Consider the following 26779-nt stretch of genomic DNA (forward strand, 5'->3'; position numbering starts at 1 on the left):
GACCGTCATGCGGCACGGGAGACGAGGTTGACGAGTGGGCGTGGACGGGCCGATGCGGCGAGACGAGCCGCTTCTAGTTCGGCTAGAACGCCGGCGGGATCCGTCAGAAGTCGCGAGGGCAAAGTTTGGACGACGGTGATCCCAGCGGTGGCGTAGCGGGTATTGCGCACGACCGTGCGCCGGTAGTCCTCGCGATAGAAGTGAAAGTCGAACGAATCGATTTCCCAAGCGAGCGCCACATCGTCCCACCACGCGTCAGGGCGGCCGATGTAGCCGCCACGACTGTCACAGATTTCCGGATTCCAGTGGCTCGGCTGAACCGTGAGGCTGCGGCTCAGGATCTTGGCCCGCGCTTCTGCGACCGAGTAGAGGTCCTTCCACTCACCCAAAATTCGGCGCGGAATCGCCGTACCTCGCTTCGAGCCCGTGTTCAGTTCGTGGGCCAACGCATCGGGTGAGCAGTGGCCGCGCTGAATCGCCTCGACGAGCAGACGGCCGACGGGCTCCACTGCCCGCAGGCGCCGGCACGTGTCCGTGGTCGCACGAACGAGCGGAGCCAAAGGGACACCTTCGCGGATCCGCGGTTCCGGCAGGCGATGGGTTCGCTCGACGGTCACGAATTCAGCGCTGCGGACCTTGTGTTCATGGGGGATGAGGACGTGAACGTCATCGTCCGGCGGTAGCTCGCGAGGGCGAAGACCGTGTCGGCGACAAGCCTCCGCTCCGGTCACGAGTGCGCGTGGGCCTGCGTGCAGCAGCGCGCCGATCACCCGTTCTCCGACTGTCGGAGGAGCCGGGTGCAGGAGAATGATCCCCGGTAGCAAGCGTTGCCAGGGACCGCCGGGCAGACATCTTCGGTAAATGACCTTGCTGCTCATGTCGAGCGATTCCAAAGTCGTGGCCTTGATGACGCCGTGTCGGCTTCGCTGCTGGAGCAGTTCGGGATGCTCGGCCCATCTGCCGCGTTTGTTCATGATCACAGCGTGAACCGGCCCGGACCGCTTCACCAGACGCACTTCACTGCCCTGTGGATAACTGAGGCGTTGTGGATAACCGCCCCAGAAGTCCGTGAAGGCCTCCTTGAGGGACTCTGGGTCCCTCAAGGAGGCCTTCACGGACTTGCGCAAAAGCGAGCCAGAGGCGTCAGACGCGCTTGAAGAGCAGAGCGCGCTTCACTTCCTGAATGGCCTTCGTCACCTGGATGCCACGCGGGCACGCGTCGGTGCAGTTGAACGTCGTCCGGCAGCGCCAGACACCCTCGGAGTCGTTCAGGATGTCGAGACGCTCTTCGGCGCCTTCGTCACGCGAGTCGAAGATGAACCGGTGCGCGTTGACGATCGCGGCCGGGCCGAAGTACGAGCCGTCGTTCCAGTACACCGGGCACGAGGACGTGCAGCAGGCGCACAGGATGCACTTGGTCGTGTCGTCGAACCGGTCGCGGTCGGCCTGCGACTGGATCCGCTCGCGGGTGGGCTCGTTCCCGTAGGCGATGAGGTACGGCTTCACAGCCTTGTACGCCTCGAAGAACGGGTCCATGTCGACGTAAAGGTCCTTGAGCGTGGTCAGACCCTTGATCGGCGCGATGGTGATGGTGGTCTTCTTGCCACCGGTCTCCAGCAGGTCCTTCATCAGGACCTTGCACGCCAGCCGGTTGATGCCGTTGATCTGCATCGCGTCGGAGCCGCAGACGCCGTGCGCGCACGAGCGGCGGAACGAGAACGTCCCGTCGATGTAGTCCTTCACGTAGAAGAGCAGGTTCAGCAGCCGGTCGGTGCGCTGCGCGGGGACGTCGTAGGACTCCCAGTGCGGCTCGGTGTCGACTTCGGGGTTGAACCGGAGGATCTTCAGTGTGACGGTGATCGGCGTGTGGTCGGAGGACACGGCCTCCGACTTCTCGGGGGTGGCCGTGGTCATCAGTACTTCCGCTCCATCGGTTCGTAGCGGGTGAAGGTCACCGGCTTGTAGTCCAGTCGGATGTCCGCGGTCAGCTCGGAACCCTGCTTGTAGGCCATGGTGTGCCGCATGAAGTTCGTGTCGTCGCGGTTGGGGTAGTCCTCGCGGGCGTGGCCGCCGCGGGATTCCTTGCGCGCCAGGGCGCCGACGACCAGGACTTCGGCGAGTTCGAGCAGGAAGCCCAGCTCGACGGCTTCGAGGACGTCGGTGTTGTACCGCTTCCCCTTGTCCGACACGGTGATCCGGTTGTATCGCTCCTTCAGCGCCTGCACGTCGGTCAGCGCCTGCTTGAGCGTGTCCTCCGTGCGGTACACCGAGGCGTGCGAGTCCATCGTCCGCTGCAGTTCGGTGCGGATGTCGGCGACGCGCTCGTCACCGTGCTCCGACAGCAGGAGCGACAGCTGCTCCTCGACGACCTTCGTCGGGTTCTCCGGCAGCTCGATGTGCTCGTGCGCCAGCGCGTACTCGGCGGCGGCGATGCCGGCACGGCGGCCGAAGACGTTGATGTCCAGCAGCGAGTTGGTGCCCAGCCGGTTCGAGCCGTGCACGGAAACGCACGCGACCTCGCCCGCGGCGTACAGGCCGGGGATGACGTTCTCGTTGTCCCGCAACGCCTCGCCGTGGATGTTGGTCGGGATGCCGCCCATCACGTAGTGGCAGGTCGGGAACACCGGCACCGGTTCGGTGACCGGGTCGACACCCAGGTACGTCCGCGAGAACTCCATGATGTCCGGGAGTTTCGCGTTCAGCGTCTCTTCCGGGATGTGCGTGACGTCGAGGACGACGTAGTCCTTGTTCGGCCCGCAGCCGCGGCCCTGCAGCACTTCCTGCACCATCGACCGGGCGACGATGTCACGCGGCGCGAGGTCCTTGATGGTGGGGGCGTAGCGCTCCATGAACCGCTCGCCGTCGGCGTTGCGGAGGATGCCGCCCTCACCGCGCACGGCCTCGGAGATGAGGATGCCGAGCCCGGCGAGACCTGTCGGGTGGAACTGGAAGAACTCCATGTCCTCCAGCGGCAGGCCCTTGCGGAAGATGATGCCGAGGCCGTCACCGGTGAGGGTGTGCGCGTTCGACGTCGTCTTGAAGATCTTGCCCGCGCCGCCGGTGGCGAACACGATCGACTTCGCCTGGAAGACGTGCAGCTCGCCGGTCGCCAGCTCGTAGGCGACGACGCCGGAAGCGGCCGGGTTGCCGTCCTCGTCCGGGGTCAGCACCAGGTCGAGCACGTAGAACTCGTTGAAGAACTCGGTGCCGTGCTTGACGCAGTTCTGGTACAGCGTCTGCAGGATCATGTGCCCGGTGCGGTCCGCGGCGTAGCAGGCGCGGCGCACCGCGGCCTTGCCGTGGTCACGGGTGTGCCCGCCGAAGCGGCGCTGGTCGATCTTGCCCTCGGGCGTCCGGTTGAACGGCAGGCCCATCTTCTCGAGGTCGAGGACCGCGTCGATGGCTTCCTTCGCCATGATCTCGGCGGCGTCCTGGTCTACCAGGTAGTCGCCACCCTTGATCGTGTCGAAGGTGTGCCACTCCCAGTTGTCCTCTTCGACGTTCGCCAGCGCGGCGCACATGCCGCCCTGGGCGGCGCCGGTGTGCGAACGCGTCGGGTAGAGCTTGGTGAGGACCGCGGTGCGGGCACGCTGGCCGGATTCGATGGCCGCGCGCATGCCGGCGCCACCGGCGCCGACGATCACCACGTCGTACTTGTGGAACTGCATGAGGACTCCGCTTACCTGTGGTGGGGCGTCAGTTGGCCGAGAGGCCGGGATCGAAGGTGAAGATCACCATCGTGCCGACGGCGAGGATCAGCACCATCGAGACGTAGAGCACGATCTTCAGCCAGAACCGGGTGCTGTCCTTGCGGGCGTAGTCGTCGATGATCGTGCGCAGCCCGTTGCCGCCGTGGATCTCGGCGAGCCACAGCATCGACAGGTCCCAGAACTGCCAGAACGGCGAAGCCCAGCGGCCGGCGACGAAACCCCAGTTGATGCGGTGCACGCCGCCGTCGAGGATGTTCATGATGAACAGGTGGCCGAGCACCAGCACGATCAGGGCGAGGCCCGAGATGCGCATGAACAGCCAGCTGTAGAGCTCGAAGTTGCTGCGGCGGGCAGCGGGGCGCTTCGGCGAGCGCGGCTTGTCGAGTGCGAGAACTTCGGATGCCATGGTCAGTGCCCCCCGAACATAACTTCGACGGTGCGCTTCATCATGAAGAAGGCACCGGGAATCATCACCACGACCCAGATGGCCAGGATGGTCCAGAGCATCGGCTTCTGGAACTTCGGTCCCTTCTCCCAGAAGTCGACCAGCATGACCCGGATGCCGTTGAGCGCGTGGAACAGCACCGCGCCGACGAGGCCGACCTCGAGGAGGTTGACCAGCGGGGTCTTGTAGGTCTCGATGACCTCGTTGTACGTGTCGGGCGACACGCGCACGAGCGCGGTGTCGAGCACGTGCACGAAGAGGAAGAAGAATGTCAGCACGCCGGTGATGCGGTGCAGCACCCAGGACCACATACCGGGGTCGCCCCGGTAGAAGGTCCCTTGCCGGCGTGAGGCACCCGCCCGATCGCTCGCTGCCGCCTCGGTGGCGGTGCTAGCCGTGGTGGACATCGGTGAACGGCCTCCAACGTCATGGCTTGGGCCCGCTGACCGCTGGTTTCCGCGCCTGCCGCCGGGACGTCCACCTGGGGACGGCTCCGGCGACGGTGCCGAGATCATGGTCATCGAGCGTGGATGAAAAGGATGCTAGACCCGCACCTCACGGTGGGCTCACCTCCGGGTTCCTCTGTGTGATGGACCAGACATCGAGGTCCCTGCCCGATCGGGTGACGCGGCCGGTAACTCACCGGTTCGTCCACTGTGGACGGGAGGGGGTTCTCTGAACGGTGCGTGACGATCTTGGGTCCTTCTCGCGGCCTGGGGGCCGGGTGCGGCCTGCGCTTACTCCGTCGTGATCACCGTGCGTGGTCCGTTCGTCGCGCGTACGACTCATGAGTAAACGTTTGTGTTACGTAGCGTGCCTTTCCTATGGCGGCAAAGCGGCCGTTAGGTACCGTCTCTCGGTCGAACCCGGCACTGTCGCCGGGTCGTTTCTTCGGACCATCCGCTGGATCAGCGGGGAGGGAGACACACGTTGCGTCGCATGCGTGGAACCGCGCTGGCCGCCGCCGCCATGGCCGGTGCTCTGGTACTGGCCGGATGCGCGAAGGATTCAGGTGCGGGGAACAACAACAACGCGGGCTCTGGGGACCAGTCCGCCGGCTGCGTGACGGCGCCGAAGCCGCCCGCCGCGGCGGCCGCCTCGACCAGCACCAGCCAGTCCAGTGAGAAGGTCGACGGCAGCAAGCTGAAGGTCGCGCTGGCCTTCGACGTCGGCGGTCGTGGCGACGCGTCCTTCAACGACTCCGCCGCCGCCGGTACCGACAAGGCGAAGGCCGAGCTCGGCGTCACCACGGTCACCGAGAGCACCGCCGCGGCGACCGAAGACGAGGCCGCCAAGTCGCAGCGTCTCGACCAGCTCGCTTCGCAGGGCTTCAGCCCGATCATCGCGGTCGGCTTCGCCTACGCCAACGCTGTCAAGGCCGTCGCGCCGAAGTACCCGAACACGAAGTTCGCGATCGTCGACGAGTCCGTCGAGGCCCCGAACGTCACTTCGCTCGTCTTCGCCGAGGAGCAGGGCTCGTTCTTGGCCGGTGTCGCCGCCGCCTACAAGTCGAAGAAGTGCCACGTCGGCTTCGTCGGTGGCGTGAACACGCCGCTGATCCAGAAGTTCGAGGCCGGCTTCCTCCAGGGTGTGAAGGCCGCTTCGTCCAAGGCCAAGATCGAGGACGAGTACCTCACCCCGGCCGGTGACTTCTCCGGGTTCCAGGACCCGGCGAAGGGCAACGTGAAGGCCGCCGCGCAGATCGCCAAGGGCGCGGATGTGCTCTACCACGCCGCCGGCGCCTCCGGTAAGGGCGTTTTCGAGGCCGCGAAGTCGAACAACGCGCTCGCCATCGGCGTCGACTCCGACCAGTACAACCAGAAGACGGTCGAGGCGTCGAAGGACGTCATCATCACCTCGATGCTCAAGCGCGTCGACGTGGCGGTGTTCGACTACCTGCGCGCGCTCGCGAAGGGCGACCTGACGTCGCTGCCGAAGCGGTTCGACCTCAAGGTCGACGGCATCGGCTACGCCACCTCCGGTGGCAAGGTCGACGACATCAAGGACGTCCTCGAGGGCTACAAGGCGCAGATCGTCTCCGGGGCGATCACCGTCTCGGACAAGCCGCAGAAGTAAGCTCGACCAGGCAGCGGGGCTCGGGAGGGTAACCCCTTCCGAGCCCCAACCTGTTTACCCCAGAACTGGATGGCTTTTCCATGAGCGCTCCCCAGGCCGAGGTCACCGACGCCCCCGACCGGGGTGAACCGGCCGTGCAGCTGACCGGGATCACGAAGCGGTTCCCCGGTGTCGTTGCCAACTCCGACGTCAACCTCACCGTCACCAAGGGCGAGGTGCACGCTGTCTGCGGCGAAAACGGCGCGGGCAAATCGACCCTGATGAAGATCCTTTACGGCATGCAGCAGCCGGACGAGGGCGGCATCGCGATCAACGGCGAACCGGTGCGGCTGCGCAACCCGCAGGACGCCATCAAGGCCGGGATCGGGATGGTCCACCAGCACTTCATGCTGGCCGACAACCTGACCGTGGGGGAGAACGTCTTCCTCGGCGCGGAGAACCTGCACGGCATCGGCCGCGCGGCCAGGGCGAAACTGGCGGAGCTGGCCGGACGGGTCGGCCTGCACGCCCGGCCGGACGCGCTGCTCGAAGAACTCGGCGTCGCCGACCGCCAGCGCGTGGAGATCGTGAAGGTGCTCTACCGCGGTGCCCGGATCATCATCCTCGACGAGCCCACCGCGGTGCTCGTGCCGCAGGAGGTCGACGCGCTGTTCGAGACCGTCCGCGCGATGAAGAAGGACGGCTTCACCTTCCTCTTCATCTCGCACAAGCTCGACGAGGTGCGCGCGATCGCCGACACGGTCACCGTGATCCGCCGCGGCACCACCGTTGGCACGGCCGATCCGAAGACGATCACCTCACGTCAGCTGGCCGAGATGATGGTCGGCTCGGAGCTGCCCAGCCCGGAGACCCGTGAGTCCACCGTGACCGATCGGCCCGTCCTCCGCCTGGACGACGTCTGCTTGAGTGTCGAGGGTTCCGAGCGGAACGTGCTCGACCACATCTCCTTCACGGTGCACGCGGGCGAGGTGCTCGGGATCGCCGGCGTCGAGGGCAACGGCCAGACCGAACTCGTCGAGACGATCATGGGCATGCGCAAGGGCGGCGGCCGGATCGAACTGACCGAGGTCGACGGCCAGGTCGTCGAACTGCACAAACTGGGGACGCTCGCCCGCCGCGAGGCCGGGATCGGCTACATCGCCGAAGACCGCACGCGGCACAGCCTTCTGCTCACGCAACCCTTGTGGGTCAACCGGATCCTCGGCTACCAGACCCGCGAGCCGGTCGCGAAAGGACAGTTGCTCGACATCGCCGGCGCGCGTGAGGACACCCGCCGCATCGTCGAGCAGTACGACGTCCGCACGCCGGGCATCGACGTCCCTGCCGCCGCGCTTTCCGGTGGTAACCAGCAGAAACTGATCGTCGGGCGTGAGCTTTCCGGCGATCCGGTGCTGCTGATCGCGTCGCATCCGACGCGTGGTGTCGACGTCGGCGCGCAGGCGCTGATCTGGGAGCAGATCCGCCAGGCCCGCGCGGCCGGGCTGGCCGTGCTACTGGTTTCGGCCGACCTCGACGAGCTGATCGGGCTTTCCGACACCATTCAGGTCATGCTGCGCGGACGACTGGTCGGCGAGGCCGACCCCGCGACCGTGACCCCGCAGGAACTGGGCTCCGCGATGACGGGTGCTTCCGACACTGAAGAAGGTGCAGCGTGAGTAGCTGGCGTACGAGGCTGCTGCCGCCTCTGCTCGCGATCGTGTTCGCCGTCATCCTGACGGCCATCGCGCTGATCATCTCGGGCGCCGACCCGCTCCAGGCCTACGGCACGATGATCGGCCAGCTCTTCAAGGGCTCGACGGCCGTCGACACGGTGAACCTCGCGACGGTCTACTACCTGTCCGGGCTCGCGGTGGCCATCGGCTTCCAGATGAACCTCTTCAACATCGGTGTCGAAGGCCAGTACCGGTTCGCCGCCATCGTCACCGCCATCATCGGCGGGGCACTGCAACTGCCGCCGGTGATCCACGTGCTGGCGATCCTGGTCGTCGCGGTGCTCAGCGGCATGCTGTACGCGGCCATCCCCGCCGTGCTGAAGGTGACCCGAGGCGTTTCCGAGGTCATCTCGACGATCATGCTGAACGCGATCGTCGGCGGCATCGTGGCGTTCCTGGTCAACGCGGACCAGTTCGGCGTGCAGACCGGCAACAACATCGCCACCCGGCAGATCGACGGCACCGGCCGGATCCCGGGTATCCCGATCCTTTCCGGTGAGCTGTTCGGCTTCGTGTTCATCGCGGCGCTGATCGGCGCGGCCTACTGGTTCATGCTCAACCGGACCCGGTTCGGGTTCGAGCTCAAGGCCTCCGGTGAATCGACGACGGCGGCCGCCGCCGGTGGCGTGAACGCCAAGAAGATGACGCTGATCGCGATGCTGCTTTCCGGTGGTGTCGCCGGGCTGGTCGCGATGCCGGAACTGCTCGGCCGCGATTTCAGCTACGGCATCACCTCGACCCAGATGTACGGCTTCACCGGTATCGCGGTCGCTCTGCTCGGCCGCAACCACCCGGCGGGGATCGCGCTGGGCGCCCTGCTGTGGGCGTTCCTCGACCGGTCCGCGGTGTCGCTCGAACAGATCAACGTGTCCAAAGAGATCGCCACGATCATGCAGGGCGTGATCGTGCTGTCGGTCGTCATCGCGTACGAGATCGTGCGCCGCGCGGACCTGGCCGCCGAACAGCGTCGCGTCGGTCGCGCGCTGGCAGGCAACGGCCGCAAGGGATCGAGCGTTTCCGAGGGAGGTGCGGTGTGACCACCGCGGACGTTCTGTCGCCCAACACGGGCGGGACCACCTTGCCGGTGAAGCCGCCGAAGCGCCGCATCCCCGGCTGGCTCAAGGGCGCGATCTGGGGGCTGCTGGCCGTCGGCGTGCTCGCGATCGCGTCGTACGCCACCGGCGTCAACACGCTGACCTCGACCAACACCGCGCACACCGCGCTGAGGCTGGCGCTGCCGATCCTGCTCTGCGCGCTCGGCGGCCTCTGGGCCGAACGCGCGGGCGTGATCAACATCGGTCTCGAAGGCATGATGATCCTCGGCACCTGGGGTGCAGCCTGGGGCGCGTTCTACGGCGGCGTCTGGGCCGGTTTGCTGGCGGCGGTGGTGTTCGGCGCGCTCGGCGGGCTGTTGCACGCCGTCGCGACGGTGACCTTCAACGTCAACCACATCGTCTCCGGTGTGGCGATCAACCTGCTCGGTCTCGGCGTCGCGAAGTACCTGGCGAACCTGGTGTTCACCCCGCTTTCGGGGAACCCGCGCCAGTCGCCGCCCGTCCCGAAGTTCGACACCTATTCGGCGACGTTCCTCTCGGACTGGCTTTTGGATCTGGAGAAGATGCAGCGCGTCTTCATCTCCGACCTCGCCGGCATCCTCAACGGCCTGGTCACCGAGGTCGCGCCGCTGACGATGATCGCGATCGCGCTGGTCCCGATCAGCTACCTCGTGCTGTGGCGGACGCGTTTCGGCCTTCGGCTGCGGTCCTGTGGTGAGAACCCGGTCGCGGCCGAATCCCTCGGCGTGAAGGTCTACCTGCACAAGTACGTCGCCATGACCATCTCCGGCGGGCTCGCCGGAATGGGCGGCGCGTCGCTCGTACTGCTCGCCGGCGGGGCGGACTACCTGGAGAACCAGACCAACAACCGCGGGTACATCGGCCTCGCGGCGATGATCTTCGGCAACTGGCGGCCGGGCGGCCTGCTCGGCGGCGCGGCGCTGTTCGGTTACGCGGACGGACTCCAGCTCGCCGGTGGCGGCACCGCGGTGCTCGCGCTGCTGTACGGCGCGGTGATCCTGCTGGCCGTGATCGTGGCGGTGCAGTTGTTCCGCCGTCAGTGGATCGCTTCCGCGCTCGGTGTCGTCGGTGCCGTCGCGCTGTACGCGATCTACTGGAACAACGACGACCTGCCCAGCGACCTGATCCCGTACACCGCGCACTTCGTGACGCTGATCGTGCTGGCGGTGGCTTCGCAGCGGCTGCGACCGCCCAAGGCGATCGGCGCCACCTATCGGCGAGGTGAGGACTGACATGGCGGAGTACGACTGGGAAGCCTTGCGGGCTCAAGCCGTCGAGGCTGCGAAGTCGGCGTACGCGCCGTACTCGGGCCTGCACGTCGGCGTCGCGGGTGTGGTGGACGACGGCCGGATCGTCGTCGGCTGCAACGTCGAAAACGCTTCGTACGGCTTGGGAATGTGCGCGGAATGCACGATGGCGGGGCAGCTGCGGCTGACCGGCGGCGGCAAACTCGTCGCCGTCGCCTGCCGTAGCGGCGCCGGTGACCTCCTGATGCCGTGCGGGCGCTGCCGTCAGATCCTGTTCGAGCACGGTGGCGCGGAGTGCCTTGTGGACACTCCCAGCGGCATCCTGCCGATGTCCGCGGTGCTGCCGGACGCGTTCGGCCCGGAAGACCTGCCGTGAGCGCGTTCGCCGCTGTCGACGTCATCCGCGCGAAGCGGGACGGCGGACGGCTCACCGATGAGCAGATCGACTGGACGATCGACGCGTACACACGCGGCGACCTCGCCGAGGAACAGATGGCCGCGCTCGCGATGGCCATCTTCCTGCGGGGGATGGATTCCGGCGAGATCGCGCGCTGGACCGGCGCGATGATCTCGTCGGGGGAGCGGCTCGACCTGAAGGTCAGCCGTCCGACCATCGACAAGCATTCGACGGGCGGGGTCGGCGACAAGATCACGCTTCCGCTGGCGCCGCTCGTCGCGGCGTGCGGGGCGGCCGTGCCGCAGCTGTCCGGGCGCGGGCTCGGCCACACCGGCGGGACACTCGACAAACTCGAGTCGATCCCCGGCTGGCGTGCCGCTTTGTCGACATCGGAGATCATCCGGCAGCTCGACGAGGTCGGCGCGGTGGTCTGCGCGGCCACTTCCGGGCTGGCTCCGGCCGACAAGAAGCTGTACGCGCTGCGGGACGTGACCTCGACGGTGGAGTCGATCCCGCTGATCGCGAGCTCGATCATGAGCAAGAAGATCGCGGAAGGCGCGGCCGGGCTCGTCCTTGATGTGAAGACCGGTTCAGGCGCGTTCATGAAGACGCTTCCGCAGGCGCGTGAACTCGCGCGGACCCTGGTCGAGATCGGGACCGCGCACGGCGTCGCGACGACTGCGCTGATCACGGACATGAACGTGCCGCTGGGACACGCCGTCGGCAACGCGATCGAGGTCGCGGAGTCGGTCGAGGTGCTGCGCGGCGGCGGCCCGGCCGACGTCGTCGAGCTGACCGTGGCTTTGGCCAGGGAGATGCTGGCGTTGGCTGGTCTGTCCGATGTGGACCCGGCCGCGGTGCTCGCGTCGGGGAAGGCCTACGAGACGTGGTGCCGCATGATCGCCGCACAGGGCGGGGATCCGGACGCTCCCTTGCCGCGACCTGAGCACGTCCACGTCGTCTCGGCGCCCGCTGATGGGGTTTTGTCGCGTTTGGACGCTTATTCGGTCGGGGTCGCCGCTTGGCGGCTCGGGGCCGGGCGGGCGCGCAAGGAGGATCCGGTGCAGGCCGCGGCCGGCGTGCTGTGCCTGGCGAAGCCGGGCGACAAGGTTTCGGCCGGGCAGCCGCTCCTGGAGCTGCACACCGATACGCCGGACGCTGTTCCTTCGGCTCTCGCTGCGCTCGAAGACGCCTACGCCGTCTCCTCGGAGGCCCCGGCCTCCGCTCCGCTCGTCCTGGAGACCGTGCGGCCCTGACCCACGCAATTCGGCACCTGGTTGCGATAGTTGCGCGTGCAACTATCGCAACCAGGTGCCGAATTGCGTGGGGCGCGCTGGGAGCGAGCGCCCCCAATGCCACATTGGGGGCCCCTACGTCGGTTGCCCAGCTCGGCCGCTCAAGCTCGGCCGTCCGACTCGGCTGTCCGGCTGGGCGCCGGCGGGCGCGCATCCTCGTCGCGGGTGGCCCTGCCGCAACCAGGTGACGGAATGCGTAGGGCGCGGGCGGATCGCGATTAGGGGGCTAAACGCAGGTCGGTGCCGGGCGCCGAAGAGGTCAGAGAAGCGTGAAGGCCCCTTCCCGAGGGGAAGGGGCCTTCACGCGCTACAAGCGGATCAGTCGGTGGTCTCGTCGGTGCCGTCGGCCTTGGCCTTGGCGTCGGCCGCCTTGGGCGCGCGGCCGTTGCGCGAGCTGCGACGCGGCTGACGCGGGGCGGGCGGCGGCGGGGAGATCTGCTGCACGGCCGGGCCACCGCCGAGCATCAGCTCCGCGAAGGTCGCCATGGCCTCGTCCAGCTGGCCGCCGATGCGGCGCACGGACTCGTCGTTGCTCTTGCGCACCAGCGTGTCGACCGAGTCGGTGTCCGGCTGCTTCTGCAGCGTGCTCTCGACCTTCGACAGACCGGAGCGGATCGAGCCGTCGAGGTCGCCGAGGCGGCCGGTGAAGCCGTCTTCGACCTTGTCGAGGCGCTCGGCCAGGTCGTCGAGGCGCGAGGTGACCTTTTCGAGGCGGTCGCCGAGGCCGTCGAGGCGGTCCGAAGCGTCGATCATCTCGCCGGTCTCGGTCAGCGCGGTCTTCAGCGCCTCGGTGTTCGCGGTGAGGCTTTCCTTGGTCGCCTTGTCGAGGTTCTCGACGCGGGTGCGCAGTTCGCGGTCGACGGTGTCGACGCGGTCCCGCAGGGTCGACTCGGCCTGCTCGACGCGCTCGCGCACCGGGCCGATCACCGACTGCGGCAGCGCGTCGGTCTTCACGTCCTGCTTGTCGAGGTGCGCGCCGAGTTCGTCGAGACGGCGGTGGATGTTCTGGAGCTTGTCTTCCAGCCCGTCCATCCGGCCCCCGACGCCTTCGAGGCGCGCGGCCATGCCGTCGAGGCGGCCGTCGAGCTGGGCGAACGGCTTCGCCAGCTTGTCGACGATGCTTTCGACGGCGCGGGTCAGTGCGGCGATCGCGGTGTCCTGCGCTTCGAGCCGCGACATGGTCTCGTCGAGACGTTCGGCGAGCACGCTCGTCTCGGTGCGGTCGGGCATCTCCGAGAGCCGCTTGCGCACCGCGCCGAGCGAGTCGACCGGGGCCAGACGTGCGTAGATGTCGTCGAGCGCGTCGAAGATCTGCTGCTGTTCGCTCTCACGCACTTCGGCCGCGCGCACCAGCATGTTGCGCATCCGGTCGAAGGACGGGGCTGCAATGTGGTTGTCAGTGGTCACTGCGGTGTCCTTCGTGGGCGGGGAAATGGGAGGGACGTGACGTCAAGCTTATCCATTGCGAAATTGCTCTGCGTATGGCCCCCGGGTATCGGACAATGTCGAGCTCTGACCCTGATGGCCGATTCAGCCCGTGATCGACAAAGCCGAGGGTTAACCAGAGCGTACGAGTTACCACCATGTAGGGGAATGACAGGCTGGTTACCGTTACGTATGTCCTCTGAAAGCAGCAGACCAAGCATCCCGGAGGCGGTACTGGCCCGCGCTCCGAAGGTTCTCCTCCACGACCACCTGGACGGCGGATTGCGTCCCGCCACGGTCGCCGAACTCGCCGAACAGAGCGGGTACACGGCCCTGCCGACCAGCGATCCCGTCGAACTCGGACGATGGTTCCGCGACGCCGCCGATTCCGGCTCCCTCGTCTCGTACCTTGAGACGTTCGCGCATACCTGCGGTGTCATGCAGACCGAGGAAGCGCTGGTCAGAGTGGCCGCCGAGGCGGTGGAGGACCTCGCGGCCGACGGGGTCGTCTACGCCGAGGTGCGGTATGCCCCCGAACTCTTCGTCGAACGCGGACTGTCACTCGATGCGGTGGTCGAGGCCATTCAGGCCGGATTCGCCGAAGGTGAACGGAGAGTGGCGGACGGCGGTGGCCGGATCCGCGTCGGGACGTTGCTCTGCGCGATGCGCCAGCACGCCAGGGCGCTTGAGATCGCCGGTCTCGCCGTCCGCTACCGCGACGCCGGCGTGGTCGGGTTCGACATCGCCGGGCCGGAAGACGGATTTCCGCCTACCAGAAATCTCGACGCATTCGAGTTTCTGCGGACGAATAATGCGCATTTCACCATTCATGCCGGGGAGGCGTTCGGGCTGCCGTCCATTTGGGAGGCGATTCAGCATTGCGGCGCCGAGCGGCTCGGCCACGGGGTCCGCATCGTCGAGGACATCAAGACCGACAGTGACGGCACGGTCCATTTGGGACGGTTGGCCGCCTACGTCCGCGACCGCCGGATCCCGCTGGAGATCTGCCCCACGTCCAATGTCCAGACGGGAGCGGCGCGCTCGATCGGCGAACATCCCTTCGGCCTGCTCGCCAGGCTGCGGTTCCGGGTCACCGTCAACACCGACAACCGGTTGATGAGCGGCTGCTCGATGACCAGCGAATTCGCGGCACTGAGCGACGCGTTCGGCTACGGGGTGGCCGATCTCGAGTGGTTCACCATCAATGCGATGAAATCCGCCTTCCTCGATTTCGACCAGCGGCTCGACATCATCAACACGGTCATCAAGCCCGGCTATGCGTCCTTGCGTTCGTTAGCATAGCCAACTATCGTTCACTATGTAGGAGTTGATTCCCATATAGTGAAACGGTGGTCGTGATGACGCAGGTCGTGGACGTGGGGGTCGGCGGAAAACGACGCTGGCTCATCCTCGCGCTCGGCCTCGCCGCGCAGACCGCGAGCTGTTCGTTCCTCTACGGGCTGCCGTTCCTGGTGCCGTCCATGCAGCGTGCGGAGGGGTTGACGCTCGCCGAAGCGGGAACCGTGGTCGCGGCGCCGAGTCTTGGCCTGTTGTTCACCTTGATCCTCTGGGGTGCGGCCGCGGACCGTTACGGAGAGCGTTTGGTAATGGCCCTCGGACTCGGCGTCTCGGGGTTACTCCTCGTGTATGCGGCCGTCGGCGACCACTCGCTCGGGATCCTCTTTGGGGTGTTCCTGCTCGCCGGTGCGTGCACCGCGTCAGTGAATGCCGCGAGCGGCCGGGCCGTCCTCGGCTGGTTCGGCCCGGCCGAGCGGGGCCTCGCGATGGGCATCCGCCAGATGGCTCAGCCGCTCGGGGTGGGCGTCGCCGCCTTCGGTCTCCCGCCGCTCGCGGATCGCTGGGGATTCCAGGTCTCGCTCCTGCTGCCCGCGCTGACCGCGATCGCCGTCGCGCTTCTCGTCGCCTGGCTGCTGGTCGATCCGCCGCGTCCGAAGGCCGAAGCGGGCAAGCGGGAGAAGCCGCCGTCGCCGTACCGGAAGCCGGCGTTGTGGCGGGTCCACGGCGCGAGCGCGTTGCTCGTCGTCCCGCAGTTCACGGTCTCCGCCTTCACCCCCGTGTACCTGGTCACCATGCACGGCTGGACGGCGGCGTCCGCGGGCTGGTTCGTCGGCGCCGTCCAGATCCTCGGCGCGCTGGGCAGGATCGCGTCGGGTTACTGGTCCGACCGCGCGGGCAGCAGGCTGCGGCCGATGCGGCAGCTGGCGATGGCGAGCGCCGGGGTGATGCTGCTGGTCGCGCTCGGGGACGCGACGTGGCCGTGGCTGGTGCTGCTCGCGCTCGTGCTGGCCGCGGTGATCACCGTGTCGGACAACGGGCTCGGGTTCACCGCGTCGGCGGAGATGGCCGGGCTCGCGTGGGCGGGGCGGGCGATGGGCACGCAGAACACCGGCCAGAACATCGCCGCGGCACTCACGCCGCCGCTGCTGGGTCTCGTGATCGGCGACTCACGCTACGCCCTGGCCTTCTGCGTGGCCGCGGTCTTCCCCGCGCTGGCCATCGCACTGGTGCCCGTCAAGCACGAGAGCACCCAAGCGCTATGAAAGGCCCCTTCATTGCGAAATTTGCAATGAAGGGGCCTTTCATAGCGTTCCGGGTGGATGGATCAGACGACAGTGAGCCGGTTCTCGAAGGTCTCGACGAGCTTGCGCCACTCGGACTGTTCGGCGTCGAACGGAGCGCTCGGCTCGAGCCGCGAGGGGTCCGGCCGCAGCACGAACGACACCAGCCAGCCGAGGCTTTCGTTGCCGGCCAGCGCGGTCTCGACGCTGTCGTCTTCGGCCCATTCGGCGGCGTCGGTGATCAGCTCGACGGCCAGCTCCAGCTGGGTCGGGTCGATCGCCTCGGGGCCTTCGGCGATGTCGTCGGCGATCCCGTTCAACACGTAGGTGTTCTCGGCGTCGACGTCGATCTCGAGCTCGCCGGCGGTGGCCTTCGTGGCCACCTCGTCCCAAGTGGACACTTGGGAGAGGTCGTTGTCCGCCAGGTCCTTGCCGTCCGCGATCGCGCGGATGAGGGCCTTCTCGGAGGTGAAGACGTCGATCTCGCCTTCGCTGCCGAGGAAGATCGGCTTGTCGTCGAGGTAGCAGCGCAGCGTGTAGTACTCGGCGCCGGAGGTGATGATCTTGATCGGGTCGATGCCGACCTCGCCCCAGAAGCCGACGGGCTCGTCGTCTTCCTCGTCCTCGTCGTCATCGTCCACGAGGTCGTCGTCGGCGGCGGCCGCTTCGGCTTCGGCGGACTCCGCGAGGAAGGTCGCGAGCTCCTCCGCCGTCTGCTCCAGCACCTTCTCGTCGACGTCGGGAGCGGTCACCAGGCCGTCGATCGCGTCGAGGACGGTGTCCCACTTCTCGGAGACCGCCTGCGACAGGTCCGCCCAGAGACGCTCGCCGTCGCGGCCGGAGAAGGGCAGCGTGCCCTGATCCAGCAGCGAGAAGCTCTCGTGCGCGTCGAGGACTTCGTGGACCTCGTCGAGCTCGCACACGTCCGCGAGCGAACGCACGATGCCGATGATCTCGGCCAGCTCGCCGAGCGTCCACTGGTCCGGCTTCTCGGCGACCAGCTCGGGGACGCCCACCAGGTCGTACGTGTGGTCGTCGTCCGGGATCAGCTCGGGCACGTTCAGCGCGGGCACGGCCTCCCACGCCGGGTGGTCGAGCAGGTCGTGCTGCTCGGAGGTCCGGACGAAGGCCGCGAGATGCGCCGCGTCCGGGAAGGCGTACAGGTCTTCCTCGTCGCCGAGGAAGGCTTCCCACTCCTCGCCGTCCTCCCGCCAGCGCGGCGCCCAGAGGGTGACGACGTCACCCTGAGGCAGGCCGAGTTCGATCGGGATGATGTCCTGTGCCATTCCTAAGCCCTCTCGGATTACCGCCTGTGTGCGCGCGACCGGGCGATGCTTGCCCGATAGGTGCGCGGTACCGCGAAGCCTACGGGTTTCCGGCGGAGGGCGCGATCACCCCTGGGCAAGAAGCGACCAACGGATGGCACGATAGGTCCTCTGATGACACTTACAGACCTCCTGCCTGCGCGTCCCGACCCCGACTCGCTGTTCGAAGCCTTCTCCTCCTGGACGGCCGAGCGCGGGCTCGAGCTGTACCCGGCGCAGGAAGAGGCCATCATCGAAGTGGTCTCCGGGGCGAACCTGATCCTGTCGACGCCGACGGGCTCGGGAAAGAGCCTGGTCGCCGTAGGGGCGCACTTCACCGCGCTCGCGCACGGCCGCCGCAGCTACTACACGGCGCCGATCAAGGCGCTCGTCTCGGAGAAGTTCTTCCAGCTCATCGAGATCTTCGGCGCGGAGAACGTCGGCATGATGACCGGCGATTCGGCGGTGAACGCCGACGCGCCGATCATCTGCTGCACGGCGGAAATCCTGGCGAACATGGCGCTGCGGTTCGGCGCCGACGCGCCGGTCGGGCAGGTCATCGCGGACGAGTTCCACTTCTATTCGGAGCCTGATCGCGGCTGGGCCTGGCAGGTGCCGCTGCTGGAACTGCCGAACGCGCAGTTCGTGCTGATGTCGGCGACACTGGGCGACGTCTCGTTCTTCGAGAAGGACCTGACCCGCCGGACGGGCCGTCCGACCGCGGTGGTCACCTCGGTGGAACGGCCGGTGCCGCTGACCTTCCGCTACGCGCTGACGCCGTTGCACGAGACGATGTCCGAGCTGCTCCACGGCGGTCAGTCCCCGGTGTACGTCGTGCACTTCTCGCAGGCGGCGGCGATCGAACGCGCGCAGACGCTGATGAGCATCAACGTCACCTCGAAGGCCGAGAAGGAGGCCATCGCCGAGATGCTCGGCGGCTTCCGGTTCTCGGCCGGGTTCGGGAAGACGCTGTCGCGGCTGGTCCGGCACGGTATCGGCGTGCACCACGCCGGCATGCTGCCGAAGTACCGGCGCCTGGTCGAGCAGCTCGCGCAAGCCGGGCTGCTGAAGGTGATCTGCGGGACCGACACCCTCGGCGTCGGCATCAACGTACCTATCCGCACAGTGGTCTTCTCGGCGCTGACGAAGTACGACGGCGTGCGGCAGCGGCATCTCAAGGCGCGTGAGTTCCACCAGATCGCCGGACGCGCCGGCCGTGCCGGGTACGACACCGACGGCTACGTCGTCGTGCAGGCACCGGACCACGTCGTCGAAAACGCCAAGGCGCTGGAGAAGGCGGGCGACGATCCCAAGAAGAAAAAGAAGATCGTCCGCAAGAAGGCGCCGGAAGGGTTCGTCAATTGGACGGAGAGCACCTTCGACCGGCTGATCGCGGCCGAGCCGGAACCGCTGACGTCGAGTTTCCAGGTCAGCCACTCGATGTTGCTGAACGTCGTCTCCCGGCCGGGCAACGCGTTCGACTCGATGCGGCATCTGCTGGAGGACAACCATTCCGATCGTCCCGCCCAGCGGAAACTGATCCTGCGCGCGATCGCGATCTACCGCGCGCTCCTCGCGGCGGGCGTCGTCGAACGGCTCGACGAACCCGACGAGCAGGGCCGCATCGTGCGGCTCACCGTGGACCTGCAGTTCGACTTCGCGCTGAACCAGCCGCTTTCGCCGTTCGCGCTGGCCGCGATCGAACTCCTCGACGCCGAGTCGCCGTCCTATCCGCTCGACGTCGTGTCCATTGTGGAATCTACTGTGGACAATCCGCGTCCGGTGTTGTCGCAGCAGCAGTTCAAGGCGCGCGGCGAGGCCGTCCAGGCGATGAAGGCCGAGGGCATCGAGTACGACGAGCGGATGGAACTGCTCGAGAACGTCACGTACCCGAAGCCGCTGGAGGAACTGCTGGAGGCGGCGTATTCCCGCTACCGGCAAGGACATCCGTGGGTCGAGGACTACGAGCTCAAGCCGAAGTCCGTCGTGCGCGACATGTACGAGCGCGCGATGAACTTCGTGGAGTACATCGGTTTCTACCAGCTCGCCCGGTCGGAAGGGCTGGTGCTGCGGTACCTCACCGACACCTACGACTCGCTGCGGCACACGGTCCCCGACGAGGCCAAGACCGAGGGGTTGCAGGACCTCATCGAATGGCTGGGCGAACTGGTGCGGCAGGTCGACTCCAGCCTCCTGGACGAGTGGGAAGCCTTGCGGCACCCCGAAGAGGAGGGTCCCGTTTCGGTGCGGCCGCCGTCCAAGCCGCCCGCGGTCACGCGGAACGAGCGGGCGTTCCGGGTGCTCGTGCGGAACGAGCTCTTCCGCCGGGTGGAGCTGGCGTCGCGGCGGGCCTACGGGACGCTCGGCGATCTGGACGCCGCTTCGGGCTGGGACGCCGACGCGTGGGAAGACGCCATCGAGGACTACTTCGACGAGCACGAAACCCTCGGCATCGGGCCGGACGCGCGCGGTCCCAAGCTGCTGATCATCGAGCAGGAGAAGGAGATCTGGCGGGTGCGGCAGATCTTCGACGATCCGGCGGGTGACCACGACTGGGGCATCAGCGCCGAGGTCGACCTGGCTGCTTCGGACGAGGCGGGCTCGGCGGTCATCCGGATCACGGCGGTGGACCAGCTCTGACGCCGGCACGCGGGCGCGCGAAACGAGGCTTTCACGACCTCGGTGCCGCGAGCAGCCGACGGCGCCGGACCAGCTGAGTGATCAGCACGGTGCGGCGCCGTCGGCAGCCTCGTGCCGGAGCGGAACTTGCCCCACGGTTTCGCCACCGAAAGCCACGCCTGGAACGCGAGCGCGCTCGCCATCAGCGCGGTCCCGGCCACCAGTGCCAGCGGTGCCGGCTCACCGGCCCGCGCCGCCACCACGGAATCCCGCAAAGCGCCGGACAGCAGGAAAATACCGGCGTACAGCTGGACGAGCGTGATCGTGAACTTCGCCAGCACCCACCGATGCCGGGTGAAACCCCAGGCCGTCGCCGCGGCGAGCGTGAAGCCGGTGAAGGCCGACGCGTTGGCGAGCGGCGCCAGCAGAAACGAGGCTCGCCCGCCAGGCCGGCCCGGCACATCGGGGACGACCCTGAAGTCACACCGGAAGGGGCGGGAAGCATGCCTGGGCGTCGTGGCCGTCGAACCAGAGCCCGACCATGAACGCCATCGTCGCCTCCATGAGCGCCGCCCGGTCGAGGCCGCCCGCGACCAGCGGAGTGCACCCGAGGTCGCGGACCAGTTCGCTCACTTCGCCGACCTTGTCGCCGCAGATCGGCACCGCGAGCGGACGGCCGCTGAACACCGGCGGAGTCATCTGCCAGACGTCCACGTGGCACAGGTTGAACGCCTTGACCACGTGCGCGTCCGGTGCGGCGGCGGCGATCCGGGCGGCCTGGTCGGGGACCGTGAGAACGGCGCCCTTGCCGACGGCGTTGGTGCAGTCGATCAAGACCTTCCCGGCGAGATCCCCCGCGGCGGCAAGGATTTCCGTCACCGACGCGGCGGGAACGGCGAGCAGGATCACGTCACTGGCGCGGGCTGTCTCCTCCCAAGTCCCCACTCGCGGGGAGATCCTGGCGGCCTTGGCCCGGTCGCGGGCGGCGACCGTCACCTCGTGCCCGGCCTTGGCCCATTGGCCGCCGAGCGCCTCCGCCATCCCGCCCGCGCCGAAGATACCGATACGCATGTGCCGCTCCCTAAGATCGAGTTACCCCATGACCGTAGAAAGCCGTGCGGGTACCGATTGGTTACCGGAGGTCCGATGAACGACGTCTTTCTCGCCGATTGCCGTGCCCGGCTGGCCTTCGACCTGATGGCGAACACGTGGAACCCGGTCGTGCTGTGGGCCCTGCGCGACGGGCCGCTGCGGCCGGCCGAACTGCGGCGACGGCTCGGCGGGATCAGCACGAAGGTGCTCACGGAGACCGTCCGGCGGCTGGAGTTCAACGGCCTGGTCAGCAGGCGTGACTGCGGCCGGACGGCGAAGGTCGAGTATTCGCTGACGGACCTCGGAGCCACGCTGCTCGCGCCCATCGAAGCCTTCGGGGAGTGGGCGTTCAGGCACGGCGACGAAGTGATGGCGGCGCAGGATCAGGCGACCCGGTTACGCGATCTCGCGTGATCGGAAGGCGAACTCGCGTGATTGAAGGCGTAACTCGTGTGATTGGGGGCGTAACTCGCGAGGTCGGCTAGGTGGGTGGGCGGGCCGCGGCCAGCTTGAGGAGCGGGACGGCCGCGGCGGCGTCGGTGATCAGCGTCGAGACCATGCCGGAGCGCAGGACGGCGTCGATCGCTTCGGCCTTCGGTTCCGTGTAGCCCAGCGCGATCACTTCGGGGACGGCGAGCAGTTCCTCGGCGCTGATGGCGAGCACGTGGTGGGCCAGTCCGGTGGACATCGGGGTGCCGTCGGCGTCGAACAGCCGCGCGGAGACTTCGGCTTTGGCACCGCGTTTCGCTATGGCGCTGCGCTCGGCTTCGTCGAGAGCGTCGTAGACGGTCGATTCCTCGGGCTTCCACGCGCCGATGCTCACGACGGCCTTGGTCAGGTTTTTGAACTGCCCGAACGTCTCCGCGATCCCGGGCTGCCTGCGCAGCGTCTCGGTGGTCCGGCGGTCGGGGAGGACGAGCGGGCCGAAGATCGGGTACGCCTGCCCGCCGGAGACGGAGGCGACGCGGCTGACCGTCTCCACCGACCGGTCCCGCATGTCCATGCCCGCCTGCACCCCGCACAGTTGCACGACCGGGCACTTCGGCAGCGACTGGATCGCGTCGGTCATCGCGTTCACGGAACGTGCCCAGGACAGGCCCAGCACGTCGCCGGGAGTGACGATTTCGGTCAGTAGCTGGGCCGTGAGAGTGCCGATCTTCCGCCGGGCGACCTCGCGGGACTCCGGCTCCGGCGCTCGTTCGAGCACGAGGACGCGGTCCAGCCGGTACGCGGAGCGGATCTCCTCGGACAGCACGAGGTCGACCGGCGCTGGCAGGTGGAACTCGACCTTGACGATGCCGCTTTCCCTGGCTGTGTCGAGCATTCGCGCGACCTTGAACCGGCTGATGCCGAACTCGTCGGCGATCTCGAGCTTCGACGCCCCCTGTTCGTAGAACCGCCGGGCCACCGCGGCCAGGCGTAGCGACTCCACCAGCCCGAGTGCCTGCTTCTTCGCGCTCATATGAGCACTATAACGCGAAATCCGCACGAAAGGTTGACGTAACACCAGGGAAAAGTTCACCATGCCTGGACATGCAGTCCGAAGCATAAGCCCGCCCCGCTCGTTTGAGCGGAGAGAAGAGGAGCTGGCATGCGTGCCGCGATCGTGGACAAGCCCGGCGAGATCAGGGTCGGTGAGGTACCCGATCCCAAACCGGGGGATCGCCAGGTCGTCGTCAAGGTGGGTGCCTGTGGGATCTGCGGGACCGACCTCCACATCGCCGACGGGCACTTCCCGCCGACGCCGTATCCGATCGTCCCCGGTCACGAATTCGCCGGCGAGATCGTCGAACTCGGCGCCGACGTGCCGGGCGGCTGGAAGATCGGCGACCGGGTGGCCGTCGACCCGTCGTTGTTCTGCGGTTACTGCAAGCCTTGCCGGTCCGGCCGCGGCAACCTCTGCGAGAACTGGAACGCGACCGGCGACACCGTGAACGGCGCTTTCGCCGAGTACGTCGCCGTTCCCTCCGCGAACTGCTACCGCATGCCGGACACGATGACCTGGGAACAGGGTGCCCTCGTCGAGCCGGTTTCCTGTGCCGTGCACGGTGTGCGCCGGATCGGCGTCGAGGCGGGGGAGCGGTTCCTGGTCGTCGGCGCGGGCACGATGGGGCTGATCATGCAGCAGTTGCTGCAACGCGCGGGTGCCCACGTCACGGTGGTCGACCGCAACACCTCCCGGCTCGGCCGTGCCATGGACCTCGGCGCGGTCGCGGTCGCCGGCGACGTGAAGGACCTCGACGACGAGAAGTTCGACGCCGCCGCGGACTGCACCGGCGCCGCACCCGCCATCGAAGCCGCTTTCGACTCGCTTCAACGCGGAGGCCGCCTGCTGGTCTTCGGCGTCGCGCCCGCCGAAGCGCGCGTCGCGCTTTCACCGTTCCGGATCTACAACGACGAGATCACCGTCGTCGGCTCGATGGCCGTCATGAACAGCTTCGGTGCCGCGCTCGACCTGGTCGCCGACGGCGCCGTCGACACCGCCGCACTGCTCACCGACACCTTGCCGCTGGAGCGGTATCCCGACGCGCTCGCCCTCATGCGCAGCGGCGCCGGCCTGAAGGTGCAGGTCATACCGGGAGGCGAAAGTGCGTAAAGCAGCCGCTCTGCTCGCGGTTCTCCTGCTCACCCTCACCGGGTGCGCCGGTGCGGGCGCGCTCGGGACCGGCGACCGGACGCTCGTCGTCGCGATCGTCGCGAACCCGCAGATGAAGGACGCCATCGAGCTTTCCGGCGAGTTCGAGAAGGCGAACCCCGGTGTCAGCCTCAAATTCGTGTCCCTGCCGGAAAACCAGGCACGCGCGAAGATCACCGCGTCGACGGCCACCGAGGGCGGCGAATTCGACGTCGTCATGATCAGCAACTACGAGGCGCCGCAGTGGGCCGCGAACGGCTGGCTCGAGAACCTCGAACCGCATATCGCGGCGAATCCGTCCTACGACGCGGACGACTTCATCCCGAGCATCAAGGAATCCTTGTCGCACAACGGATCGCTCTACGCGGTGCCGTTCTACGGCGAGTCTTCGTTCCTGGCCTACCGGAAGGATCTGTTCGAGCAGGCCGGACTCACCATGCCGGCCAAGCCGACGTGGACGCAGATCGCCGAGTTCGCGGCGAAACTAGACGACAAGGCCAAGGGCATCGCCGGGATCTGCCTGCGCGGCAAGCCCGGCTGGGGCGAGAGCCTCGCGCCGTTCACCACGGTCGCCAACACCTTCGGCGCCCAGTGGTTCGACAAGGACTGGAACGCCAAGCTGACCAGCCCCGAATTCAAAGCGGCCGCCGAGTTCTACGTGAACCTCGTGCGGAACCACGGCGAGGTCGGCGCGTCGAGCGCGGGCTTCTCCGAATGCGGCACGCGGTACACGCAAGGCCAGGCCGCGATGTGGTACGACGCCACGGTCATGGCGGGCACGAACGAGGACCCGTCGGCCAGCAAGGTCGTCGGGAAGTCCGGTTACGCCCCGGCGCCGGTGGAGAAGACGCAGGCGAGCGGGTGGCTCTACACGTGGGCGCTGGCGATCCCGAAGGTCGCTAAGCACAAGGACATCGCCTTCAAGTTCATGTCCTGGATGACCGACAAGGCGTACGTGCAGCGGGTCGCCAAGGAGTTCGGCGACTGGAACCGCGTCCCGCCGGGCGTGCGGAAATCGACCTACGACATTCCGCAGTACCGCGAGGCCGCCAAGGCCTACGCACAGCCGACGCTGGACGGGATCGCGGACGCCGACCAGCGCAAGGCGATGGTGAATCCGGTGCCCTACCCCGGGATCCAGTTCGTCGGCATCCCCGAGTTCCAGGACCTCGGCACCCGCGTGAGCCAGCAGCTCTCGGCGGCGATCGCGGGACAGATCACCGTGGACGAAGCACTCGAACAGTCGCAGGAGTACGCGCGGACCGTCGGCAAGTCGTATCAGGAGGTGCAGTGATGGCCACGATCTCCGCTCCTGCCCGTCCGGAGCCGGCCCATGCGAAGAAGGCGGCTCCCAAGCGCGGTACCGACACGCCGTTCAAACGACGGCTGCCGCTCCTGCCCGCGCTGCTGTTCGTCGTCGCGGTGACGCAGTTGCCGTTCGTGCTGACGGTGTTCTACTCGTTTCAGTCGTGGAACCTGGTGCGGCCGGGCTCGCGGCATTTCGTCGGGCTGCAGAACTACATCGACGTCTTCGCCGACTCGACGTTCCTCGGCGCGCTGCTGAACACCGTGGTGCTGACGGTCGTGTGCGTGTTCTTCTCGCTGCTGCTCGGCCTGGGGCTGGCGATCCTGCTGGATCGCAAGTTCCTCGGCCGCGGTGTGGTCCGCACCCTGCTGATCACGCCGTTCCTGATCCTGCCCGCGGCGGGCGCGCTGCTGTGGAAGACGACGATGTTCGACCCGACCTACGGGTTGCTGCACTTCGTCTTCGGCACCGACGTCGACTGGCTTTCGGAGTACCCGCTGGCGGCGGTGATGGCCCAGGTCGTCTGGCAGTGGACGCCGTTCATGATGCTGCTGATCCTGGCCGGGTTGCAGAGCCAGCCGAAGGACGTGCTTGAGGCCGCGTCGGTCGACGGTGCCGGCCGCTGGCGGACGTTCACCGCCATCACACTGCCGCATCTGAGCCGGTTCCTGCAGTTGGCGACGCTGCTGGGCGCGATCTACATCGTGAACAGCTTCGACGCGATCTTCCTGATGACACAGGGAGGCCCGGGGACGGCCAGCACGAACCTGCCGTTCTACATCTATCAACGGGCGTTCCAAGGCTTCGACATCGGGCAGTCGTCCGCGATGGGTGTCATCGTCGTGATCCTGACGATGATCGTCGCGACCTTCGCGCTGCGGCTGATGTTCCGCACGTTCTCGGTACAGGGAGGCGCGAAATGAAAAGTCGTTTCGGGCCGGGCGCGCTGACGGCCGCGACCTGGGTGATCGCGATCCTGTTCGTGTTCCCGCTGCTGTGGATGATCCTCACGGCCTTCAAACAGGAGGCCGACGCCTACACCGATCCGCCGCGACTGTTCTTCACCCCGACGCTCGACCAGTTCGCCGGCGTACTCGAACGCGGTTTCCTGCCGTACCTGTCGAATTCGGCGTTCGTGACCGTCGTTTCGACGCTTTTCGTGCTGCTGCTGGGGATCCCGGCGGCGTACGCGCTGTCGCTGGCGCCGGTGAAGGGGACGAGCAACGCGCTCGGGTTCTTCCTGTCGACGAAGATGCTGCCGATCGTGGCGGCGATCATCCCGTTGTACGTGATCTCGCAGAACACCCGGCTGCTGGACAACGTGTGGGCGCTGATCATCCTGTACACCTCGATGAACCTGCCGCTGGCCATCTGGATGATGCGGTCGTTCTTCCTGGAGGTGCCGCACGAGATGATCGAGGCGGCCCGGATCGACGGCGCGACGCTGCCGATCCTGCTCCGGAAGGTGATCATGCCGGTGGTCGCGCCCGGCGTGGCCGCGACCGCGCTGATCTGCGTGATTTTCTCGTGGACCGAGTTCTTCTACTCCGTCAACCTCACCGCCGCGCGGGCCGGGACGGTGCCGGTGTTCCTCGTCGGGTTCATCACCAGCGAGGGCCTGTACTGGGCGCAGCTGTCCGCGGCCGCGCTGCTCGCGTCACTGCCGGTGATGATCGTCGGCTGGATCGCGCAGAACCACCTGGTGCGAGGACTGTCGATGGGCGCCGTCAAGTAAGGCGTTGGGTCGCGGTGGTGGGGGGGGGGGTTTTTGGTTTTTAAAAAAAAAAAAAAAAAAAAAACCCCCCCCCCCCACCCCCCCCCCCCGGCGCCCCCCCCCCCCAAGTAACAGAAACGCAAAAGA

Annotated in this window: 22 protein-coding genes and 2 pseudogenes; 14 read left to right on the forward strand and 10 right to left on the reverse strand. The window is 67.3% G+C overall.

The window, feature by feature from the left end; all coding sequences use genetic code 11:
* Positions 1 to 5 precede the first annotated feature (5 nt).
* The 5 genes from ACIHAO_RS37355 to sdhC form a co-directional block, all read right to left on the reverse strand.
* Entirely contained in the window at positions 6 to 974 is a 969-nt protein-coding gene (locus tag ACIHAO_RS37355; protein ID WP_396566095.1) for a hypothetical protein, read from the reverse strand.
* Positions 975 to 1143: 169 nt separating this feature from the next.
* Complete coding sequence (locus tag ACIHAO_RS37360) at positions 1144 to 1914, reverse strand: succinate dehydrogenase iron-sulfur subunit (RefSeq protein WP_007032047.1); 771 nt, start codon at positions 1912 to 1914, stop codon at positions 1144 to 1146.
* The gene (gene sdhA, locus ACIHAO_RS37365) at positions 1914 to 3668 is read right to left on the reverse strand and encodes a succinate dehydrogenase flavoprotein subunit (RefSeq protein WP_396566097.1); all 1755 of its coding nucleotides are present in this window, start codon (positions 3666 to 3668) and stop codon (positions 1914 to 1916) included. Before sdhA ends, ACIHAO_RS37360 begins: the two co-directional genes overlap by 1 nt.
* A 28-nt stretch (positions 3669 to 3696) precedes the next feature.
* Positions 3697 to 4116: a succinate dehydrogenase hydrophobic membrane anchor subunit gene (locus tag ACIHAO_RS37370; protein ID WP_396566099.1), complete on the reverse strand. Its 420-nt coding sequence runs from the start codon at positions 4114 to 4116 to the stop codon at positions 3697 to 3699.
* Between the two features lie 2 nt (positions 4117 to 4118).
* On the reverse strand, positions 4119 to 4562 hold the full coding sequence (sdhC, locus tag ACIHAO_RS37375) for a succinate dehydrogenase, cytochrome b556 subunit (protein ID WP_081809635.1): 444 nt from the start codon (positions 4560 to 4562) through the stop codon (positions 4119 to 4121).
* A gap of 532 nt (positions 4563 to 5094) precedes the next feature.
* On the opposite strand from sdhC, the gene ACIHAO_RS37380 reads away from it, so the two are divergent.
* From ACIHAO_RS37380 to ACIHAO_RS37405, 6 genes are all read left to right on the forward strand, one after another.
* Entirely contained in the window at positions 5095 to 6231 is a 1137-nt protein-coding gene (locus tag ACIHAO_RS37380; RefSeq protein ID WP_396566101.1) for a BMP family protein, read from the forward strand.
* Positions 6232 to 6311: 80 nt separating this feature from the next.
* Positions 6312 to 7886 carry an ABC transporter ATP-binding protein gene (locus ACIHAO_RS37385; protein WP_396566103.1) on the forward strand — a complete coding sequence of 525 codons (1575 nt, stop codon included), beginning with the start codon at positions 6312 to 6314 and terminating at the stop codon, positions 7884 to 7886.
* Positions 7883 to 8980 carry an ABC transporter permease gene (locus tag ACIHAO_RS37390; protein ID WP_396566105.1) on the forward strand — a complete coding sequence of 366 codons (1098 nt, stop codon included), beginning with the start codon at positions 7883 to 7885 and terminating at the stop codon, positions 8978 to 8980. The genes ACIHAO_RS37385 and ACIHAO_RS37390 overlap by 4 nt, the downstream gene beginning before the upstream one ends.
* The gene (locus ACIHAO_RS37395; RefSeq protein WP_396566107.1) at positions 8977 to 10251 is read left to right on the forward strand and encodes an ABC transporter permease; all 1275 of its coding nucleotides are present in this window, start codon (positions 8977 to 8979) and stop codon (positions 10249 to 10251) included. Before ACIHAO_RS37390 ends, ACIHAO_RS37395 begins: the two co-directional genes overlap by 4 nt.
* 1 nt (position 10252) lies before the next feature.
* Complete coding sequence (locus ACIHAO_RS37400; RefSeq protein WP_396566109.1) at positions 10253 to 10642, forward strand: cytidine deaminase; 390 nt, start codon at positions 10253 to 10255, stop codon at positions 10640 to 10642.
* On the forward strand, positions 10639 to 11919 hold the full coding sequence (locus ACIHAO_RS37405; protein WP_396566111.1) for a thymidine phosphorylase: 1281 nt from the start codon (positions 10639 to 10641) through the stop codon (positions 11917 to 11919). The genes ACIHAO_RS37400 and ACIHAO_RS37405 overlap by 4 nt, the downstream gene beginning before the upstream one ends.
* Before the next feature lie 357 nt (positions 11920 to 12276).
* Here the strand turns inward: ACIHAO_RS37405 and ACIHAO_RS37410 are convergent, their stop codons facing one another.
* Positions 12277 to 13365: a PA containing protein gene (locus tag ACIHAO_RS37410; protein ID WP_396566113.1), complete on the reverse strand. Its 1089-nt coding sequence runs from the start codon at positions 13363 to 13365 to the stop codon at positions 12277 to 12279.
* Between the two features lie 210 nt (positions 13366 to 13575).
* Here ACIHAO_RS37410 and ACIHAO_RS37415 point away from each other — a divergent pair, with 210 nt between their 5' ends.
* Together ACIHAO_RS37415 and ACIHAO_RS37420 are read left to right on the forward strand one after the other, a co-directional pair.
* Entirely contained in the window at positions 13576 to 14685 is a 1110-nt protein-coding gene (locus ACIHAO_RS37415) for an adenosine deaminase (RefSeq protein ID WP_396566115.1), read from the forward strand.
* A gap of 56 nt (positions 14686 to 14741) precedes the next feature.
* The gene (locus ACIHAO_RS37420; protein ID WP_396566117.1) at positions 14742 to 15944 is read left to right on the forward strand and encodes an MFS transporter; all 1203 of its coding nucleotides are present in this window, start codon (positions 14742 to 14744) and stop codon (positions 15942 to 15944) included.
* A 62-nt stretch (positions 15945 to 16006) separates the two neighbouring features.
* On the opposite strand, the gene ACIHAO_RS37425 is transcribed toward ACIHAO_RS37420, so the two are convergent.
* The gene (locus ACIHAO_RS37425) at positions 16007 to 17248 is read right to left on the reverse strand and encodes a primosomal protein (protein ID WP_396566119.1); all 1242 of its coding nucleotides are present in this window, start codon (positions 17246 to 17248) and stop codon (positions 16007 to 16009) included.
* 153 nt (positions 17249 to 17401) lie between these two features.
* Here ACIHAO_RS37425 and ACIHAO_RS37430 point away from each other — a divergent pair, with 153 nt between their 5' ends.
* Positions 17402 to 19906, forward strand: coding sequence for a DEAD/DEAH box helicase (locus ACIHAO_RS37430; RefSeq protein WP_396566121.1), 2505 nt, complete (start codon positions 17402 to 17404; stop codon positions 19904 to 19906).
* A 53-nt stretch (positions 19907 to 19959) separates the two neighbouring features.
* Here the strand turns inward: ACIHAO_RS37430 and ACIHAO_RS37435 are convergent.
* A pseudogene (locus tag ACIHAO_RS37435) lies at positions 19960 to 20319 on the reverse strand (hypothetical protein); the annotation flags it as partial.
* 46 nt (positions 20320 to 20365) lie between these two features.
* Positions 20366 to 20962 (reverse strand): annotated as a pseudogene (locus ACIHAO_RS37440) (NADPH-dependent F420 reductase); the annotation flags it as partial.
* Positions 20963 to 21031: 69 nt separating this feature from the next.
* Here ACIHAO_RS37440 and ACIHAO_RS37445 point away from each other — a divergent pair.
* Positions 21032 to 21391 (forward strand): winged helix-turn-helix transcriptional regulator, encoded by a 360-nt coding sequence (locus ACIHAO_RS37445; protein WP_396566123.1) that lies wholly within the window; start codon positions 21032 to 21034, stop codon positions 21389 to 21391.
* A 67-nt stretch (positions 21392 to 21458) separates the two neighbouring features.
* On the opposite strand, the gene ACIHAO_RS37450 is transcribed toward ACIHAO_RS37445, so the two are convergent.
* Entirely contained in the window at positions 21459 to 22439 is a 981-nt protein-coding gene (locus ACIHAO_RS37450; RefSeq protein WP_396566125.1) for a sugar-binding transcriptional regulator, read from the reverse strand.
* Positions 22440 to 22568: 129 nt separating this feature from the next.
* Here ACIHAO_RS37450 and ACIHAO_RS37455 point away from each other — a divergent pair, with 129 nt between their 5' ends.
* Genes ACIHAO_RS37455 through ACIHAO_RS37470 form a run of 4 tightly spaced genes read left to right on the forward strand, consistent with a single transcriptional unit; the run spans position 22569 to position 26653 of the window.
* Positions 22569 to 23573, forward strand: coding sequence for a zinc-dependent alcohol dehydrogenase family protein (locus tag ACIHAO_RS37455; protein ID WP_396566127.1), 1005 nt, complete (start codon positions 22569 to 22571; stop codon positions 23571 to 23573).
* Positions 23566 to 24906, forward strand: coding sequence for an ABC transporter substrate-binding protein (locus ACIHAO_RS37460; RefSeq protein WP_396566129.1), 1341 nt, complete (start codon positions 23566 to 23568; stop codon positions 24904 to 24906). Before ACIHAO_RS37455 ends, ACIHAO_RS37460 begins: the two co-directional genes overlap by 8 nt.
* On the forward strand, positions 24906 to 25841 hold the full coding sequence (locus ACIHAO_RS37465; RefSeq protein ID WP_396566131.1) for a carbohydrate ABC transporter permease: 936 nt from the start codon (positions 24906 to 24908) through the stop codon (positions 25839 to 25841). Before ACIHAO_RS37460 ends, ACIHAO_RS37465 begins: the two co-directional genes overlap by 1 nt.
* A complete protein-coding gene (locus tag ACIHAO_RS37470) occupies positions 25838 to 26653 on the forward strand; it encodes a carbohydrate ABC transporter permease (protein ID WP_125796462.1) in 816 nt (271 codons plus the stop codon). The genes ACIHAO_RS37465 and ACIHAO_RS37470 overlap by 4 nt, the downstream gene beginning before the upstream one ends.
* Positions 26654 to 26779: the final 126 nt, after the last annotated feature.

This window comes from Amycolatopsis sp. NPDC052450 (assembly GCF_044547565.1).
GTDB lineage: Bacteria > Actinomycetota > Actinomycetes > Mycobacteriales > Pseudonocardiaceae > Amycolatopsis.